Genomic DNA, 16001 nt, shown 5'->3' with positions numbered 1-16001 from the left:
AAACATATCCTTATGTACTGTCGGCTAACGGGCTTGTCAGCAAACACCCTCCTTAGAGCAGGCCCGAAGGTTCAAGGTGAAGGCGCCTTGAGATCGGGCAGCGGCACATCGTAGCCGCAGTAGTGCAGGCGGGTCAGGGTCAGGCGCTTGTCGGGGTAGTCGCTGCCCCAGGCACTTCCCCGGTCATAACGAGCCTTGCCGCGGGCACAAGCAGCCTGGAGCCGGTTTTGTGCCTGAGCCAGAGCCGAAGGTGCCAGACGCTTGATCTGCAAGCTGGCAAAGAACGGCAGGATAAAGGTCCGATCCAGATCGTAACCCTTGGCGCCCAACGCCAGACGTTGCCCGGCATGTACATAGAACGGTTGAGTCAGGCCGCTTTCCCCTTCCCAGCACCAATACCTGACCTCATCCTCCCAGAGCCCCACTGCAGCCCCCTGCCAGTGCTCATAGAAGCGCAGGCACTGGTAGCCACCCCGGGTGACCCAATCCACTTCACGGGGTTTGGCACCACTGCCGGGCAAAGCCAATGCAGCCAGCTTGCCCTGGAGAAAGGCGTCCCGGGGATACATCAGCCCATAACCCTCACCGTCGAGAAAGCTGCTGACCTTCATGTACAGCGAAGACGCCGATACCTGGACATCGCCATAGGCGAAGGTCCCCTCGGTAGCGACAGACAGGCTGTCGCTGATTCTGTCGTAGTAGAAACCGCCCATGAGCGTACCGCATTCTGTGTGCCGGAACGGTTCAGGCAGGTCGAAGGAGAAACGCTGGGGCAAGGTCACCCGCTTGGCCCCTTCGCTACACAACATGCGCTGCTCGGTGCGTCGCTCCTGCGGCTTGGCGGGGAGGTTCAGGCATCCCCCGAGCAGCAATGCCAGCCCCACCACCACACTTGGGCTCCCCCTCATCTGCGGATAGTGTCCTTGCCATTGGCATCGATGAACGTAGGTTCAATGTACCGGGGATTCTTCTTGAACTGGTCCTGCAGTGCATTGGGCGCATCACCGCACATGCCCTTGGCGACACACAGGTAGTTCGAGTGCGGGCTATCCACTCCCATCAACGAGGTGCTGGTCGCCAGCGAACCGAAGAAACGAGCCACCGGGTCGGACGAGTGCGTGAAGTTCTGCCCCAGCAGATCCGACACGGTATCGGTGACCGGCAACATGCCGAAGAAGGTCTTCGACCCCGGACGGTTGACCTGGAAGAAGGCGCCGTTGCCGATATCGAATCCGGCGGCATCGGCGGCTTCAAAGAAGCTCTTGGAACCCACTGGGGCGCCCGACAACTGGATGCTCCCGACCTGGCCATTGAGGTTGAAATCCAGGCCGGAAATCGCCCGGTAGGTCAACAGGCCGCCCTGGCTGTGGCCGGCAACGTCCAGCTTGTACTCATCCTTGATCCCGGCCTGGAAGAAATCGTGCAACTGCTGGGCGTTACCAGAGCGCACCGTCCCGCCCAGCGCCACATCCCACAGTGACTCGACCAAGTCGCCGAGAATCCCGTGCTCGGGGTTGTAGGCCTGCATGAAGGAATCGGAGCCGGTCTGCATCGCACCGTTGACCAATGCCGCCATCAGCGAGTTCTGGATGCCGTTGGTGAACACTGCACCATCACCATCGGGACGCTCGATCTCCATCAGCTTCTGCACGTTCTCGATCATCGGTTTGCCGGACAACGGGTCCACCTTGATGGTCTTGCCGTCGGACTCGTACTGGTACTTGGTCTCAACCCGGTAGAAGCGCATGTCACCCGTGATCAAGGCCGGCACCTGGGTGATCAGGCCACCATGGTTCTCGACGCCGGGCATGATGCCACCGGTGTACTTGCCAGCCTTGTCGAGCACGGTTTCCAAGAGCCCGGGAATCCAGGCCAGCGGCAGCAACGACGGGTTGTCGGCCACCACCTGGTCCGCCGCCTTACTCAGGTCGCCAAACTGGGTAAAGATACCCGAGGCATTCTTGCCATAGTTCTTCATCCCCTCCTTCCACTGGTTCAGGGTCTGAATCGGGTGGTTCACCGACTCCAGGGACGACTGCGAGACATACAGGTCGGTACGCTTTTCCTTGTCCTTGGTGATTTCATAGGCCTGGGACACATCGCGGTTCAGGCCCGCAGTGGAGTCGACGCCAGTCTTGGCGTCGTTGCGCACGGTGATGGTGCCCGCGCCCACCGTGGCGCGCACTTCCTGCTCACGCTCCTTGCGGTAGTCATAGCCGCTGACGCTCCAGCCGGAGGCGCCGGTCTTGCCCTTGCCTTCCTGGCTCTTGTCCGTGGTGAAGGCCACGTCCTTGCCGCCGGTGGCCTTGGCGCCATCGCCGCCGCCCCAGCCAAAGGTGCCGCCCGCGTTCACATAGTAGCTGTGCTCCTTGTCCTGGCCGGAGATATCACGGAAGCCCAGGGTGCCGGTGTCCAGCTTGAGGTTGCCGTTGTCGGCGGCGACCAGCGCACCATCGAGCTGGGTGTGCTTCTCGGTGCGGATGTCGACGCCGTTCTTGCCGGTGATGCTGGTCTGCTCCTGGACCCAGTTGGTCTTGCCGGTGGTCTTGCCCATGCCCAGGGAACCGCTGACGCTGCCCCCGCCGCCCAGGCCAATGCTCACGGTGACGCTGGCATCCATTTCCTTGCCGCTGACCTTGCCGGTGTCCGGTACCGAGGAAACGGTCAGGTCACCGCCAACCCGGCCGATGACTTCACCGCCACGCAGGGTGGCACCGGCAATGGTGGTGTCCTTGCCACTGCTGAAGCGCAGCTGGTCACCCGCCACCAGATGGGCGTTCTGCTGGTTCTGGTTGTCCCGGTCCAGTTGGCCCTTGCCCATGTCGACGCTGGCGTAGACCGAGATGAAGTCCTTGCCGCCCACGGCCAGGCCCACTTCACCACCGCCGCTGTGGCGGCTGGACTCACTGCTGGAATCATTCTGCGCGGCACGGATGGTCAGGTCGTTGCCGGCGCCCAGGTCGATATCGCGCCCGGCCTGGACCTGGGTCCCAATCAGGGTCAGGTTGTTGCGCGCCTCAAGGCTGACATCGCGCCCGGCGAGGAACACCGACGGAGTATTGGTGCCCTGGCTCATCTGCTCGCTGGCCACACCGTTGCTGCCGCCGATGCCGGCACGGGCGCTACCGCCGCCGCTCTGGCCATTGATGCCGCCCTGGCTGCGGGCGGTCTTGCTCTCTTCGGAAACCGAACCGCGGGCCACATCCACATTGATGTCACGGCCCACCAGGGTGATGTCGCGCCCGGCGTCGAACTGACCACCGCGAATGTTGATGTCATTGCCGGCCACGGCGCTGATATCCCGCCCGGCCCCTAGGCTGGCAGGGCTGTTGCTGTGCACTTCCTGGCGCGAGCTGCTGGACTGGCTGGCCGTACCGAAATGGGTCGCGGCGGTCGGGCCCGAGGTGAACTGGTTGATCGCATCCACGGTGCTGAGCACGCTGGAGGCCTTGCTGGTGTTGTCCTCGCCTTTACCGGTGCCCTTGAGGGCGTCCATGGTGTTGCCGTAGTTGTGGCTGACATTGACCGTCAGGCCATTGCGGTCACGGCTCTTGCTACGTTCCTCGATCGAGGTTTCCTTGCCCGCGTCGATGCTGATATCGCGCCCGGCCTGCAAGTTGACATCACGCCCGGCGTCTACCCGCGAGCCTTCCAGGGTCAGGTCACGCCCGGCCTTGATGGTTGCATCCTGCCCGGCCAGCAACTGGCTCGGGGCCACTGTCTGCTCGGCATTGCGCGACTTCTGCTTGAGAGCTTCGCTGCCCAGGAACGCAGTAACGCCGTTGCGATCGCTCTCCAGGGACAGCCCCACATGCTTCTCGGATTTCCAGTTGCTCTGGTCCGAACTGTTGCTGCCGGCCAGCACGTTGACATCGCGCCCCGCCCCAACGTTGAGGTTGCGCTCGGCCGCCGCCGTGCTGCCGATCATGTTGACGTCACGGGATGCCTGCAGGGTGGTGTCACGCCCGCCGCTGACCACGCTGCCAACGCTCTGGGACTGGGTGTTTTCCTGCCCCGACTTCTTCGCCGAGGCAATCGAAGTGAAGCTGCCGGAACTGGAAAGCCCCACCTTGCTCTTGTACTTGTCGCTCTGGCTGCTGGAGGTGTTGGCCGCATCCATCAGGTTGATGTCGCCGTTCTTGTCGATCAGTCCGGCGCGCACTTCGGCATCGCGCTTGGCCTCGATGGAGCTGGCCGAAAGGTTGACATTGGTCCCGGCGATCACCACCGCGTCATTGCCGGCACTCAGCTCGCTGCCCACCTGGGTGGTGCTGCTGGAGGTGCGGCTGTTGCCGCTCTTGCTCAGGCCAAAGCTGCCTTTCTTCTTCTGGCTGTAGGAGCTGTCGTGCTGCTCCTGGGCCGATACCAGGCTAACGTCCCGGGTGGCGCCCACCAGCAGGTCGTTGCCGGCCTTGAGCTGGCTGCCGACCACGGTGACGTCGCGTCCGCCGTTGAGGCTGATACGGCCGTCCTTGTCCTGGCTGACGTTGACCATCAGGTCGTGCCCGGCGCTGATCTCGGAAGCCACGTTGGTGGTGGAGGAATCGGCGCTGCGGGTGGTCTTGCTCTTGCCCCAGGAACCTTTCTTCTTCTGGTAGAAGGTCGAGGACTGCTCGTCCTGGGCCGAAGCGATGACGATGTCGCGCTTGGCATTGAGGGACAGGTCGTTGCCGGCGCTGACCTGGCTCGCTACCACCGCCAGGTCGCGCCCGGCATTGAGTTCCAGGTTGCCGCCGGTGGTCACGCTGGAGCCCAGGGTCTGCACCGTGTCGTTGGTCACCAGGCCGCGACGGATCGCGCTCTGGGTGAAGGTGTGGTCCTGCACCGCCAGCAGGTCGATGTCGCGACCGGCGCTGAGCTTGGCATCGCCGGCACTGGCGAGCTGGCCGAGGTTGGTCAGGTCGCGACCGGCGCTGAGGTCCAGCTGCTGGCGCGCGGTGATCTGGCTGCCCTGGTCGAGGATGGTGCGATTGCCCGAGCCGTAGCCGACGGCCACTGCGGTGCGGTCGTTGATGATGTCGCCCTTGATCGAGGTGACGCTGACCTGGTTGCCGCGGATTTCCCCGGCCAGGGCGTTGCGCACGCTGTCCTGGGCCATCAGGCTGACCCGCTCGTTGGCCTCGATCAGGCCGCCCTGGTAGAGGCTGCCGCCAGCATTCACGCTCAGGTCGTTGCTGGCCCGCAGGGTACCGACGTTGGTCAGGTCGCCGCCGGCGATCAGGGTCATGTCGCGCCCCTGTATCAGGCTGCCACCGCGCAGGTTGCGGGTTTCCGCCTGGGCCAGGTAGAGCACCGGCACCAGCACTTTCTCACCCTGCACTTCGCGGGTTTCCATCCACACGATGTCATGGGTCAGCGAGGCCACCTGGGCCGGGGTCAGGGACACGCCGATGCTCAGGTTCAACTGGTCCTTGGAAGCGATGGCGTTGTCCATCAGGTAGCGGTACTGGTCGTAGTCGCTGGTCAGCCCGGCCGCCAGGAAGCGCTGGCCGGTCTGGGCCAGCACTGCGTCGCGAATCAGCCGGGTCTCGTACAGGCCGTCGCCCAGGCGGCGCCAGGTCTGGTCGGTGTTGTAGTTGAGGTTGCCGAGCATGTAGTCCGAGCTCATGAAGCGCGACAGGTCGGTGAAGGTCGGGTTGGTCTCGATCAGGTAGCGGCCCTGGGGGTTCTGGCTCTTGACGAACAGGCCGTACTCGCCCTGAGGCACGCGGAAGCTCGACAGCGAGGTCGGGTCCACGGCGGCGAACGGCACGCCGGAGAAATCCACCGGGACGAAGCTGACCTGGGTGGTGCCGTCGGCGCCGACCTTCTCGATGCGTTGCACATCCTTGGCCACCTGGTTGGCCGCCGCGGAGCTCTGGGCATTGACCGTGATCACCTGGCCGCCCACCTGGGCCAGGTTGTTCTGCAGCGTCTGCCCGGTGAGCTGGGCGCGGCTCTGTTCGCTCTGCACGCCGTTTTCAAGGGTGCCGCTGACCTGCAGGTGCAGGCGCTGGCCGGCCTGCAGGGTGGAGGCGTAGGCGCTCTGGGAACCCGGGGTGATCACCGTGTGGCTGGCGGGTTCGTAGATCGGGTACTGGGTCACCACGGTCGGCAGCGGGTCCTGCTGGCCCGGCGCGCGATTGGCGTTGGCGGCGTTCCAGGCGATGGTGGCGCGCTCGGCGGCGCGGAACGCGCCCTTGGAAACCCCGTGCAGGAAATAGCTGATGCTCTCGACCCGTTTGTTCAGGGTCAGGCCCCGGTTGTACAGGTTGTTGGCGGTGATGGAGACATCGCGGTTGGCGGCGATCAGGCTCTGGTCGTTTTCCACCGTATCGGCATTGATGGTCAGGTCACGGTTGGACACCAGGCGGGCGCCAGCGGAGTGCTCGCCCATGGTGCCTTCGTAGGTGGTGTTAACGATGTAAGTGGCGGTGTGGTAATCGCCGGAACAATCGGTGCAGTTGATCACGATATTGCGCTGGGTGATGGTTTCGCCGACCTGGTAATGGTCCATGGCGTTTTGCAGCAACGCCACGTTGAGGTTCATGTCGCCCTCGCTTTCGATGGTTCCGGAGCGGTTGCTCAGCAGGGCCGCGCGGCCCCCGTCGAGGGCGGCGAAGCTGAGGTTGCCGGCGCTGTAGATGTCGCCGTAGCTGTTGGCCAGGCCGTTGCCCCGCAGGAGCATGTCGCCGCCGCTGTAGATCAGGGTGTCGGCCGAGGTGGTGATGCCGTTGCTGGAGCGCAGCTGCATCTGCCCCAGGGCGCCCAGGGTGCCGCGGTTGTTGATCTGCCCCGCCGACACGTAGAGGTTCTGGCTGGCGATCAGCCGGCCCAGGTTGTCCAGGGTGCCGCGCAGGTTCAGCTCGGTGTCGCCGCCGCTGGCGATACGACCGCCGTTCTGGTTGAGGTCGCTGGCGCCCACCGTGAGCTTGCCCCGGGACGACAGCAGGCCGCTGTTGTTCAGGTTGCCCCCCAGGTCCAGGGTCAGGTAGCCGTCACTGGCCAGTTCCCCGGCGTTGTTCAGGGTGGCGGCGCCCACCCGCAGGCCGCTGGCGCTGGCGATACGGTCGCCCGCACTGAGGTTGAGATCGCCACCGGTGCTCAGGTCCAGGGCGCCGTTGAGCTGCATCAGCCCGCTGCGGTCCACCCAGCCGATGTCCCAGTCGCCCCGGCCCAGGCCGGTGATGCGCCCCTGGAGGCCCGAGAGCCCGCCCAGGTCGAGTTTGAACAGGCCGTTGCCAGCGTGCTCGATGCTGCCGCCGACGTTGTTCAGGTTGCCCGCATTCAGGCTGAAGGCGTTGGAGCCCAGGGCCAGGCTACCGCCCTGGTTGTACAGGCTGCCGCCCAGGCTGACCCGGCTTTGCTCCCCGCCTACGGCGCGGATTCGCCCGCCGGCGCTGTTATCCAGGTTGCCGCCCACCAGCAGCAGCGAGCCGGCCGACTCCACCAGGCCGCCCTGGTTGTAGAGGTTGGCCGCGGTGGTCAGGTCCAACTGCTGGGCGCTGATTTCGCCGCCCCAGCGGTTGTCCAGGGTCTGTCCGGAAGCGCTGAGCAGGCCGTTGGCGTAGAGCTTGCCTGCCTGGTTGGTGAGGCGGTCCACCACCAGCTTCAGGTTGCCGGCCTGGCTGCTGATCAAGCCGGCCTTGCCGTTCAGGGCACTGTTATCCACAGCCCCGGCCGTCACCGCGAGGGTCGCGCCCTGCAGGGTGCCGCCACGGTTGTCCAGGCTGCCCTGGCCCAGGGTGACTTCACCATGGCCGCCCTGGGCCAGGATCATCCCTTCGGCGTTGTTCAGGCCCCCGGTCACCAGGTTCAGGCCGTCGCTGCCAGCGAGCAGTTGCCCCTGGCGGTTGTCCAGCGCGCCGCCATCGACCTCCAGGCGCTTGCCCTTGAGGGTGCCGCCCTGGTTGTCGAGACGGGCCAGCTGGGTGACCTTGAGTGCCTGGTCACCGGCGTCGATGACCCCGGCGCTGTTGTTCAATACGCCATTGTTGAGGGCCACATGCAGCCCCCCGGCCTTGGCCACCACTGCGCCCCTGGCGCTGTTGTCCAGGCCCGCGGCGTTGATCCCGACGCTCTCGCCGAGGATCACCCCGCCACTGTTGTTCAGTTGGCCGCCGTTGACTTGCAGATGCCCGTCGCTTTGCAGGCGCCCCTGGCTGTTGAGCAACTGCCCCGGGGTGGCGCCGTCGGCAGTCAAGGTCAGCAGCAAGCCGTCGCTGCCCGCCGCCAGCAAGCCTGCGCCCTGGTTGTCCAGGCGCTGGGTGCTCAGGCTCAGGCGGTCGCCCACCAGTTGCCCGCCACGGTTGTCCAAAAGGCCGTTGTTGGTCAGCAGCAATTGATTGCCCACCACCACGCCGCCCTGGTTGTTCAGGCTGCCGGAGCCGATCTGCACATCGCCGTTCTTGGCCTGCAAATGGCCCAGGGCGTTGTTCAGATGCTGCTTGACCGTCAGGGTCAGCTGGCCGGCTTCGGCGCTGAGTACCCCGCCCTGGTTCTGGCTGAGGCTGTCGAGGTTGGCAGTCAGTACGTTGCCGATCACCTGGCCCTGGTTGTTGGCCAGGTCCCGGGCTTCCAGCAGCAGGTTGTCCTTGCCTTGCAGCAGGCCGCCCTGGTTGTCGATGTCCGCGGTGTGCAGCTCAAGCCCGGTGGCATCCACCGTGCCGCCCTGGTTATCGAGCTTGCCACTGCTGGTGAGGGTCAGCTGCGGAGCAACCAGGGTGCCAGCGCGGTTATCCACGCTGGCGGACTTGAGGCTGAGCAGCGATGTGGCCTGGAGCTTGCCACCCGCATTGATCAGGTCCTGGGCGAGGCTCACCTGCAACTCGCCCTTCTCGGCGCTGACCAGGCCCTTCTGGCTGTTGTCCAGGCGCGTGCCAGTGATCTTGATCTGGTCGGCCAGCAGCTTGCCGCCCTGGTTGAGCAACTCTGCGCCCTGGGTTTCCAGCAGGGTCTGGGCCTGGAGCTGGCCACCGTTGTTGTTCAACTGCTCGCTGACCTTGAAGGTGGCGCTACCCTGGCTGGCCCCGATCAGGCCCTGCTGGTTGTCCAGCCGCCCGGCGCTGATCTCTACCCGGTCGGCAATCATCGAGCCTTTCTGGTTGCTCACTTCGCGGGCCTTGAGGGTCAGGTCGGCGCCCGCCACTTCCAGGCGCCCGCCGTTGTTGTTCAGGCTATCCAGAGTGAGCGTCGCGGCCTGCTGCTCGCCAAAGCGGATCAGGCCGCCCAGGTTGGCGATGGCCGGGGTGGTCAGCACCAGCTCGTGCTGTGCCAGCACCCGAGCCTGTGCGCCCTGGTTGACCAGGCGCGCGGTCTTGACCTCGACCTTGGGCCCCTGAATCACCCCGTTCTGGTTGTTCAGGGCCTGGCGCGCGGTCAGCTCCAGGTTGCGGCTGGCCAGTACGTTGCCGCGGTTCTCCAGGGTGCCGGCGGTCAGCTTGACCTCGCCGTGATCGTTGCGGCTGTTGTCGGTGTTGACTCCGGCTTCGATGATGCCGTGGTTGACCACCTGCGCGGCGTCCACCACCTGGACCCGGTCCCGGGTCGCCAGGCTGGTCTGCACCTGGATCTGCTCGGCGGCCTGCAGGGTCGCCTCGGTGCCGGCGTAGGCCTTGCCCTTGAGCTCGATGCTCTGGGCCTTGATGGCGATGGCCTGGTTGGCGCCCATGCCGGCGACCGTGACCTTGCCGTTGGCGTCGATCTGGATATCACCGGTGCTGGCCGCCATTTCCCCGGACATGTTCACCCCCACGCCCTTTTCCGTGCCCACCAGGCGGATCGCCCCGGCGTACATGCCGCCCAGGGCCGAGCTGTCGATGGCCAGTTCCGGCTTGGCGCTGGCGTCGGCATCCCGGGCCGTGACACTCAGGTCATCGGCCTTGACGTCGTTGCGCCCGGTGATGACGTTGAGCTTCTTGGCGTACAGGTCGGCATTGAGCTTGGTACTGCGGGTGATCAGGTCGAACTGGTCGATGTTGCTGGCGTTGAGGCCGGCGCCTTCGATGCTGATGTCGCCGCCATCGACCTGGAAGCGATCGAGTTTCTGCCCTTCGATCACCGGCTTGCCGGTGGTCAGGGTGGCCCGTGGGGTGTTGATGAAGCCGCAGCCGTTGCAGGTGATGCCATGAGGGTTGGCGACGATCACCCGGGCCGACTGCCCGGCCACTTCGGTATAGCCCGCCAGCTTGCTGCGATTGCTGCCGGTGACTTCGTTGAGAATGACCTGGGCCGCCTGCCCCTTGAGGTTGGGGTTGCCCATGATGTAGCCGCCCAGCTGAGTGTTCTGGGTCGAGCCGGTACCGTTATTGAGGATCAGGCCGTTGCTGCCGACGTTGTATTCGCTGAACTTGTTGTGGGACAAGCCGGCGCCGTTGGCGGCGTTGATGTTGACGATGGGTACGCCATTGCCGGCCGCGCCGATGGTGGCGTTGCCCCCCGCGGCCGGGTCCAGGGCCAGGCCTGCGGCCACGCTGACGATCGGGTTGAGAAACAGGATCCCCGACAACGACAGGGCAATGCATTGGGCAAAAGGCTTGCGTACGTCCATGTGCGAATCATCCATTCAATAACGTTGCGGGCGAGTCAGAAGAACAGGTCTACCCGGAAGTACACCGGGTGCTCTCGCCTCTCGATAATTGCCGGTCGCTCCAGGGAGCGTGCGAAGCTGACGGATGCAGCCAGGTACTGGCCGCGGGCATTGAGTTCCAGGGCATTGCCGCTCATGCGGCCGCGGGCATCGTGGTTGTAGCGATCGCCCTTGATCACCCCCACGTCATACGCAAAGGCCATGCCGTATTCCTGGACAAAAGGCTGCAACGCCGGCCAGGTCACCGCACGGCGCCAGCGCAGTTGGTTGCGCCAGTAGCCGCCGCTGTTGCCGGACAGGGTCTGGTCCTGGAAGCCACGCACCGAGTTGAGGCCGCCGAGGCTGATGCGCTGGGGGCTGAAGAGCACGTCCTCGCTGCGCTGCCCGGTGGCCAGGCTGTCGAAGCTGAAGTTTTCGTTCCACAGGCGAAAGGGCTGCAGGTAGCTCAGGGTCAGGCTGTATTTGTTGTAACGGGCGACCGGCTCGCTGCCATGGGGATTGCCGCTGGCCTGGGCATCCAGGGCGCCGATGCCCTGCTGCCAGCCAATGTCGGCGTTGACCAGGGCATTGCCGATGCGCCGCCCATGGTTGAAGCCCAGCTGGCTTTCGGTGATGCGGTTGCTGGACACCTCGATCAGGTTGTCATCGATGTAGTTGCGCGTGCGCAACTGGCTCAGGCCCAGGCTCATGCCGGTCTTGCTCAGGTTGTCGCGGTGCAGCACCCGTTCGGCGCGCAACTGCTGGTTCTTGCTTTCGCCGTCCATGGTGAAGTCGAAGCCGGTGCTGTCATTGCGGGTGCGGTAGTAGCTCTGGCTGTAGGAATAACTGAGGGTCCACCAGCCCCAGGGCAGGCTGTAGAACAGGCTCTGGTTGTCGGAGTGGCGCCAGCGGTCACTGACCGTGTCCTGATTGGCCCGCAGGCTGAGCTGGTCTGCCAGGCCCAGGGGGCTGTCCCAGTCCAGGCCGAGGCCGGCCTGCTGCTCGCCGGTGCTCTTGTCGCCGCTGTTGTTGCGGGTGGCCGATACCCGCCAGGGCTTCAGACGCTGGCCCTTGAGCCCGACACGGCTGTCGCCCAGTTTCTCTCCCGGGGCCAGTTCCAGTTCCACCTGGCGCGAAGGCAAGCGAGTCAGCTGGTCCACCAGTTGCTCCAGCTCCCGCAGGTTGAGCACCTCGCCGGTGGTGCCGGGAAAGGCCATGGCCAGTTCCCGCGAGCTGGCCAGGGCGGAACTGTCCAGGCTCTCCAGGCGGCCTTCGACCACCACGATGGTCAGTTGCCCCGAGGCCAGTTCCTGGGCCGGCAGGTAGGCCCGGGTGGTGACATAGCCCTGCTGCAGGTAGTGATGGGTGATGGCCTTGAGCAGGGTGTTGATCTGCGTCACCGACAGGCACTGGTCGCGATAGGGCGCCACCAGGCGCTCGCGATCGGCGGCGGAAAGATGATCGGCACCCTTGAGAATCACGGTCTTGATGGTGAAGCAGCGCTGCTCGCCCGGTTGCGGGGCAGGCTCGGGGGGCAAGGTCTTGCCGGGGAGTTGCTGGAGTTCGTCGAGGCGCTTCTGCTGCTCTTGCAGCAACTGCTGCTGGCGATCCCGAATCAGGTCGCGATCACCCGGCGTCTGCAGCGGCGCGGCGCTGAGCGCGAGCGAAGCAGACAAAGCACAAAACGCTACTACAGGCCTGAACAAGCCAAAACGCGACATGCTTTCCATTCCCTAGAATCACGGATTTTGGCTGGCCAAACGTCCGCGTGGTGCGTCCCGGCACCTGTTTTCGAAGGGAACAAAGTGTAAATGTAAAAAAATTTACATAACAAAAAAGCGACGAGCGGTAGCTGCCAGACCTATCTCATTGAAAGCTAATGGTTTACGTGCTGCGAAACTCTGAAAAACCGATGCAGGCCAAGGTCCTGTAGCGCGCGCGATACCTCGGCCCCATCGATTCAGGCTCATTTCTTCTTCAGGCAATCACTCATGAACGCCTTGCGCGCATCGCCCTTGAGCGCCTGGGTGGTGGCCGTGGCGTTGCAGGTCTTCATTCTTTCCTGAGGCGTGGACGGGGTAGCCGCAGCTGCCGGGGCCGCCTTGAGGCAAGTGCTCATGAAGGCTTTGCGCTCATCGCCCTTTAGGGTCTTGGCGGTGGCCTCGGCATTGCAGGTGGTCATCTTGTTCTGCTGGGCGGTGGCGGCAAAACCCTGGGAGCACAGCAGCAGGCCCACCATCAACAACGGAATACGCAACATCTTCATGGAGTTTTCTCCTTGTCACCGCACCGACGGGCACGGCCTCCAGCGCAGTGTAGACAAAGCCTGTTACACCTTCACCTGTTCTGCAGGCCGGCCCGGCGATACTGCTCCGGCGTGCTGCCAGCCTGGCGCTGGAACATCGCGATAAACGCCGAGGCGCTGCTGTAGCCCATGTCGAAGGCGATTTCCTGGATGCTGCGCGAGCTCTCCAGGGCCTCGATGGAGGCCAGGAAACGCTGGCGCTGGCGCCATTCGCCAAAACTCATGCCCAATTCCCGCACGAACTGCCGGGCCAGGGTCCGCTCGCTGACATGGGCCAGCCCCGCCCAGTGGGCCAAAGGCTGGTTGTTGCCCGGTTCGGCCTGCAGGGCCTGGAGCACCCGCAGCAGGTCGGGGCTGCTGGCGTAGGGCAGGTAACAGGTATGCACCGGCGCCTGGCGCAACTGGTCCAGCAGCACCTGGGCCAGGCGCTGGTCGGCCTCGCCCTCGGGGATCTGCACGTCACGGGCGGCGAAGTCCTTGAGAATCGCCTTGAGGATCTCGCTGATGGCCAGGGTACTGCCCCCGGCCGGCAACTCGGCACACAGCTCCGGGGCCAGCAGTACGGCGCGGTAGTTGATCGGCTGCGCGGTGTAGAAACTGTGGGGCGTCTGTGGCGGCACCCACACCGCATATTGCGGAGGCGACATGAAACGCTGGCCGGCAATCTCCATGTGCATCACGCCGTGGGCCGAATACTCCAGGCAGCCCCAGGGGTGGCGATGCTCCAGGGCATGGCTGTGGGCGGCGAAGTCGGCATAGCGGAAGTACACCGGCGCGGGCAGCCCGTGGAAATCCAGGAGATCAATGTGTTTTTTGCTCATGCTGTCCGGATGTCGGGGCGGGTTGTCCGGTTCGCAGTATAGGCATTGATCCGGACAAGAGGATAATCAGCCTTCATCAACTGTCTGGTTGTCTCCATGCAATACGCTTATCCACTGCTGGCCATCTTTATCTGGGCCGGCAATACCGTGATCAACAAACTCGCCGTGGGCGCGATCTTTCCCGCGGAGATCGGCTTCTATCGCTGGTTGCTGGCGGGCCTGCTGTTCACCCCCTTCATGCTCAAGCCGGTGATCAAGCACTGGCCGGAGGTCCGCCCCAACCTCTGGCGCATCGCCATTCTCGGCGTGCTGGGCATGGCGGTGTACCAGAGCCTGGCCTACTTCGCCGCCAGCCTGACCTCGGCCACCAACATGGGCATCATCCTTTCGCTGATGCCGCTGATGTCCCTGGCCATGGCCATCGCGGCCCTGGGCCAGCGCCTGACTGCCGGAGCCCTGGTGGGCGCCGTGCTGTCCTTAGCCGGGGTGCTCGTGGTGGTGTCCTCCGGCAGCCTGGCCGCGCTGCTGCAACACGGGGTCAACCTGGGGGACGCGATGATGCTGGTGGCCACCCTGGCCTACGCCATCTACAGCACCCTGCTGAAGAAATGGCAGCTGCGCCTGCCGCCGCTGGTGCTGTTGTATCTGCAGGTGCTGGTGGCGGTCGTGGTGCTGCTACCGTTGTTCCTGGCTTCGCCGAAGGTAGGCCCGACTCTGCAGAACATTCCGCTGGTGCTCTATGCCTGCCTGCTGGCTTCGATGCTCGCGCCCTTGGCCTGGATGCAGGCGGTGGTGCGCCTGGGGCCAAGCCGGACCACGCTGTTTTTCAATCTGCTGCCATTGATCACGGCGCTGATTGCAGCAGTGGTGCTGCATGAGCAGTTGGCCTGGTTCCATTTGGTGGGTGGCTTGCTGACCTTGGGCGGGGTGATTCTCTCGGAACGCTGGACCACCGTGCTGGGACCGCTCGCCGGCAAGCCGGCTTCTGCCGGGCAACGCTGAGATCAGAGGCCGGCGGCCTTGAGGCGCCGGGCATGTTCGACGAACAGGCGGATCGGCTCCGCGCCCTTGCCCACCAGCCCCAGGGACTGATTGACGATATCGAAATGGTCCAGCGGGTAATCATCGCCAATGACCTGCCCCAGGTGCGAGCTGTAGCGCCCCACCATACCGTCGCACTGGCCGGCTTCACGGACGAAGGTGCGGGCGAACAGCCGGCAACTGCGGTTGGTGCCGTCGAACAGGTTACGCCCGCGGTTGGTCTTGCCCGGCTGCAAAATGCCGGACCAGGAGTAGTAGTGCACACCGTCGACCTGCGCCGGCCCTTGCCCGCCCCATTCCTGCGGCAACCCCTGGGGGTACTGGCGGTTGAACAGGGCCACGCCCTCGGTGGTCAGGGACTGGTGCGAAGCATGGATATCCACCGGCTGCTTCGGTCCGCGATAGCCGGTTTCCAGCAACCGCATCAGGCTTGAAATCCCCCTCAGCAGCAGGCTCAGCACTCGCCCCCGCAGGCTATGGGCGGGTGAATGCCGCTGCAGATAATCCGCCAGCTCGGAGCCATGGTTGGGCCCCGCCACCGACGTTACCGAGGCCACCCAGTCCGGCCGCCTGGCGGCGGCGTAGCGCGCGGTGAGCGCGCCCTGGCTGTGGCCGATCAGGTTGACTCGAGCGGCGCCGGTCTCGGCCATGATCCGCTGGATCTGCGCCAGCAACTGCTCACCGCGCACCTCGCTGGAATTGAGCGGCGAGACCTGCACCGCGATCACCTGCGCCCCGCCCCGGCGCAAGGCCGGAATGATCCCGTACCAGTAGGGGTACAGCAGCAGGCGGACAAAGCCGAGCATGCCGGGCACCAGGACCAGGGGGTAACGGGTGGCAAGCTCTTGGGACATGCGGCGACATCCTTGTGCGAAGGCAGCGGGGCTGGCTGAAAGCTAGACCATAACCGGGGCCGTCGTCAGCCCCCATGACGCTTTGGCGACAAACCGGTGACAGCCCGTTTCTCCCGGCAGCTACTTCAGCCCGGCCACCCCCGCCACGATCAGCCCCACCGACACCAGCTTGACCGCCGTCAGGCTTTCTCCCAGCAGCAGGCAGCCCAGCAGCACCGTGCCCAGGGAACCGATGGCGGTCCAGATCGGGTAGGCCACGCTCACCGGCAACTCGCGCATGGCCAGGGTCAGGAAATAGATCCCGCCCACCGCCGCGACCACCGTCAGCAGCGACGGCCAGGGCCGGGTAAAGCCCTCGGCGTACTTCATGCCCATGGCGAACGTGACCTCGAAGGCCGCCGCCAGCAGCAGGAACATCCAGGCCATGGCGCCGC

Annotated in this window: 8 protein-coding genes; 1 reads left to right on the top strand and 7 read right to left on the bottom strand. The window is 64.9% G+C overall.

Annotated features, from left to right (window positions below; genetic code table 11):
- Positions 1 to 71: 71 nt before the first annotated feature.
- The 5 genes from PFLCHA0_RS03150 to PFLCHA0_RS03130 all read right to left on the bottom strand — a co-directional run bounded on the left by PFLCHA0_RS03150 (position 72) and on the right by PFLCHA0_RS03130 (position 13672).
- A complete protein-coding gene (locus PFLCHA0_RS03150) occupies positions 72 to 908 on the bottom strand; it encodes a hypothetical protein (RefSeq protein WP_015633962.1) in 837 nt (278 codons plus the stop codon).
- Positions 905 to 10528, bottom strand: coding sequence for a hemagglutinin repeat-containing protein (locus PFLCHA0_RS03145; protein WP_041751929.1), 9624 nt, complete (start codon positions 10526 to 10528; stop codon positions 905 to 907). Before PFLCHA0_RS03145 ends, PFLCHA0_RS03150 begins: the two co-directional genes overlap by 4 nt.
- A 35-nt stretch (positions 10529 to 10563) precedes the next feature.
- Positions 10564 to 12267 carry a ShlB/FhaC/HecB family hemolysin secretion/activation protein gene (locus PFLCHA0_RS03140; RefSeq protein WP_015633960.1) on the bottom strand — a complete coding sequence of 568 codons (1704 nt, stop codon included), beginning with the start codon at positions 12265 to 12267 and terminating at the stop codon, positions 10564 to 10566.
- 245 nt (positions 12268 to 12512) lie between these two features.
- The gene (locus PFLCHA0_RS03135; protein ID WP_011058988.1) at positions 12513 to 12812 is read right to left on the bottom strand and encodes a PsiF family protein; all 300 of its coding nucleotides are present in this window, start codon (positions 12810 to 12812) and stop codon (positions 12513 to 12515) included.
- Between the two features lie 71 nt (positions 12813 to 12883).
- Entirely contained in the window at positions 12884 to 13672 is a 789-nt protein-coding gene (locus tag PFLCHA0_RS03130) for an AraC family transcriptional regulator (RefSeq protein WP_011058987.1), read from the bottom strand.
- 96 nt (positions 13673 to 13768) lie between these two features.
- Between PFLCHA0_RS03130 and PFLCHA0_RS03125 the strand changes: the two genes are divergently transcribed.
- Positions 13769 to 14674, top strand: a complete 906-nt coding sequence (locus PFLCHA0_RS03125) for a DMT family transporter (RefSeq protein ID WP_015633959.1) — start codon at positions 13769 to 13771, stop codon at positions 14672 to 14674.
- Positions 14675 to 14676: 2 nt separating this feature from the next.
- Here PFLCHA0_RS03125 and PFLCHA0_RS03120 read toward each other — a convergent pair whose 3' ends face one another.
- Entirely contained in the window at positions 14677 to 15567 is an 891-nt protein-coding gene (locus tag PFLCHA0_RS03120; RefSeq protein ID WP_011058985.1) for an esterase/lipase family protein, read from the bottom strand.
- Between the two features lie 120 nt (positions 15568 to 15687).
- Entirely contained in the window at positions 15688 to 15993 is a 306-nt protein-coding gene (locus PFLCHA0_RS03115) for a DMT family transporter (protein ID WP_011058984.1), read from the bottom strand.
- Positions 15994 to 16001: the final 8 nt, after the last annotated feature.

The sequence above is a fragment of the Pseudomonas protegens CHA0 genome (assembly GCF_000397205.1).
GTDB classification, from domain to species: Bacteria; Pseudomonadota; Gammaproteobacteria; order Pseudomonadales; family Pseudomonadaceae; genus Aquipseudomonas; species Aquipseudomonas protegens.
This window is presented reverse-complemented; position numbering and strand designations above follow the sequence as displayed.

Bases quoted from the DNA above. Each gene is read 5' to 3' on its own strand.
- PFLCHA0_RS03150 (WP_015633962.1), bottom strand. From the start codon at position 908: ATGAGGGGGAGCCCAAGTGTGGTGGTGGGGCTGGCATTGCTGCTCGGG.
- PFLCHA0_RS03145 (WP_041751929.1), bottom strand. From the start codon at position 10,528: ATGGACGTACGCAAGCCTTTTGCCCAATGCATTGCCCTGTCGTTGTCG.
- PFLCHA0_RS03140 (WP_015633960.1), bottom strand. From the start codon at position 12,267: ATGTCGCGTTTTGGCTTGTTCAGGCCTGTAGTAGCGTTTTGTGCTTTG.
- PFLCHA0_RS03135 (WP_011058988.1), bottom strand. From the start codon at position 12,812: ATGAAGATGTTGCGTATTCCGTTGTTGATGGTGGGCCTGCTGCTGTGC.
- PFLCHA0_RS03130 (WP_011058987.1), bottom strand. From the start codon at position 13,672: ATGAGCAAAAAACACATTGATCTCCTGGATTTCCACGGGCTGCCCGCG.
- PFLCHA0_RS03125 (WP_015633959.1), top strand. From the start codon at position 13,769: ATGCAATACGCTTATCCACTGCTGGCCATCTTTATCTGGGCCGGCAAT.
- PFLCHA0_RS03120 (WP_011058985.1), bottom strand. From the start codon at position 15,567: ATGTCCCAAGAGCTTGCCACCCGTTACCCCCTGGTCCTGGTGCCCGGC.
- PFLCHA0_RS03115 (WP_011058984.1), bottom strand. From the start codon at position 15,993: ATGGCCTGGATGTTCCTGCTGCTGGCGGCGGCCTTCGAGGTCACGTTC.